Source organism: Aeromicrobium sp., from assembly GCF_014378035.1.
Taxonomy (GTDB): domain Bacteria; phylum Actinomycetota; class Actinomycetes; order Propionibacteriales; family Nocardioidaceae; genus Aeromicrobium.
Window position 1 is genome coordinate 1 of record NZ_JACMOM010000234.1, and the last position, 2,349, is coordinate 2,349.

Here is a 2,349-nt window from a genome sequence, read left to right on the forward strand (position 1 = left end):
CGATGCGGTGCTGAACGACGAGAACCAGGCCTCCACCCACGTCGACGGGAGCCCGGGGCTCGTCGGCCGGGGGTCCGTCCGGCCTCGCGACCTGCAGCCCGGTCTCCGCGGTATCGGTCGGCGTGGCGGGCACGCCCCCCAGGCGTGGGCGACGCAGCAGGGCCGATACCCGGGCACGCACCTCGCGAGGCGAGAAGGGCTTGGCCATGTAGTCGTCGGCGCCGACCTCGTGACCTACCAGCCGGTCGATCTCCGCGGCGCGTCCGGTGATCATGACGACATAGGCATCACTGAACTCGCGAAGGGCGCGGCACACCTCGGTGCCGTCCATGTCGGGCAGTGAGAGGTCGAGGGTCACGAGGTCGGGCTGCACCTCGCGGATCGTCGCGAGCGCAGAGGCCCCGTCCGAGGCAGTCGACACCTCGAGACCTGCCTCGTTCAGCACGTGGACCAGCAGGTCGCGGATGTCATCGTCGTCATCGACGACAACAACCCGATGCGCTGTCATCATGCCCGTCACCCCTCAGGTTGCTTAACGTTGTCCAATCTAGCCAACACCAACGGGCACCGGATCATCGCCACCGGCGTAGGTTCCTTGCGTGGGCTTGCCCCCGGGTGTGAGGCTTGCGCGATCGACCCTGGGGGACGTTCACCTTCAGTGCAGCACGAGACCAGCCGAAGGACCACGTATGACTCTCCCTGCAGGACCGGCGCGCGACCCCGTCGTGGAAGAACGACGTCAGCGTGCTGTCGAGAGCCTCCAGCTGTCCGAGGGACAGAAAGAAGAGCGCTTCGAGCGGATCACCCGCCTGGCACGCACCGTCTTCAGCGTCCCGATGACGACCATCACGATCCTGGACGACGACCGCGCCTGGTTCCCCAGCTCCCAGGGCATCGACGTCGACGAGATACCTCGTGAGGACACGTTCTGCGACCGCACGACCGACGAGGGTCAGTTGCTGGTGGTCGAGGACGCGACGCAGGACGACCGTTTCCGTCATCTCCCGATCGTCGAGCACGGCAACATGCGCTTCTACGCCGGGCACCCGCTGCGCGACGCGATCGGTAACGTAGTCGGTACGTTCTGCATCTACGACACCGAGCCGCGCACCCTCGAGGGCGACCTGCTCGTTGCGTTCCGCGACATTGCGGCCTGGGCCGAGCAGGAGCTGGTGTCGTCCACGGAGATGTTGCAGGCCGGTCGCGTGCAGGCCTCCATGCTGCCGGCTCGCGCCGTGCGTGTGGGAGGTTGGGAGATCAGCGGGCTCTGCCTGCCGGCCCTCGCCGTCGGTGGCGACTTCTACGACTACGGCGTGACCAACGGTGTCGTCCACCTCGGTCTGGGCGACGTCATGGGCAAGGGCACAGGCGCGGCCCTTGTGGGTGCCGGGGTGCGGGCCGCGATCCGCAGCACCCACGCGGCCGTCACCGCGGGCGTCGACCTAGGCATCACGGCTACACAGGTCGCTCGCAGCCTGCTGCCCGATCTGGAGCGCACTGAGTCGTTCGTGACGCTGTTCGAGGCGGCGATCGACCTCGAGGACGGCTTCACGCGCTACGTCGACGCCGGCGCCGGTCTTTGCCTGCTGATCCACGGCGACGGGAGCGAGGAGCGCCTCAAGAGCAAGGACCGCCCATTCGGGATCCTCCCCGACGACCACTGGAGCGAGCACCAGGTCAACCTTGACCCCGGCAGCCGCATGCTGATCTTCAGCGACGGCCTCCTCGACCTGATCGACGACCCGATCGAGTGGTGGCACGATGTAGGCGCCCTCATGCGCAAGGCCGACGACGTCGACTCCGTACTAGACCTCGTAGCGCGTCTGGCACGGGACCGCACAGCGCTCGACGACGTCACCGCCGTGGCGGTGTTCCGCGCCCCCCTGGAGAGATCTCCTCGGTGAGCCGTCGGCTTCTGCTGATCCGGGTTGTCGTCCTCCTGACGTCGCTGCTCGGCCTCAACTACGTCGCGTGGCGCTGGCTCTTCTCGGTCAACTGGGACGCGTGGTGGATCGCGGTGCCGCTCGTCCTCGCCGAGACCTACAGCCTGATCGACTCCCTGCTCTTCGGATTGGGCATGTGGCGCCTCAAGGAGCGCGACACCCCGGCTCCCCCCGAGCCTGGCCTGACCGTCGACGTCTTCATCGCCACGTACAACGAACCCATCGACCTCGTCATGACCACCGCGCGGGCGGCGAAGGCGATCAGCTACCCGCACGAGACCTGGATCCTCGACGACGGCAACCGCCCCGAGATGCGAGCGGCCGCCGAGGCCGAGGGCATCGGATGGATCACCCGCTCCGCCGAGTGGGCCGGCATGCCGCGCCACGCCAAGGCGGGCAACCTCAA

At 67.8% G+C, this 2,349-nt stretch carries 2 protein-coding genes and 1 pseudogene; 2 read left to right on the forward strand and 1 reads right to left on the reverse strand.

The window, feature by feature from the left end; translation table 11 throughout:
- Positions 1 to 511 (reverse strand): response regulator (locus tag H7290_RS12250; protein WP_290514300.1); only part of this gene is annotated, 511 nt, incomplete at its 3' end.
- 178 nt (positions 512 to 689) lie between these two features.
- Here H7290_RS12250 and H7290_RS12255 point away from each other — a divergent pair.
- Positions 690 to 1,904 carry a SpoIIE family protein phosphatase gene (locus H7290_RS12255; RefSeq protein ID WP_290514301.1) on the forward strand — a complete coding sequence of 405 codons (1,215 nt, stop codon included), beginning with the start codon at positions 690 to 692 and terminating at the stop codon, positions 1,902 to 1,904.
- Positions 1,901 to 2,349 (forward strand): annotated as a pseudogene (locus H7290_RS12260) (cellulose synthase); the annotation flags it as partial. The gene H7290_RS12255 and the pseudogene H7290_RS12260, both read left to right, overlap by 4 nt.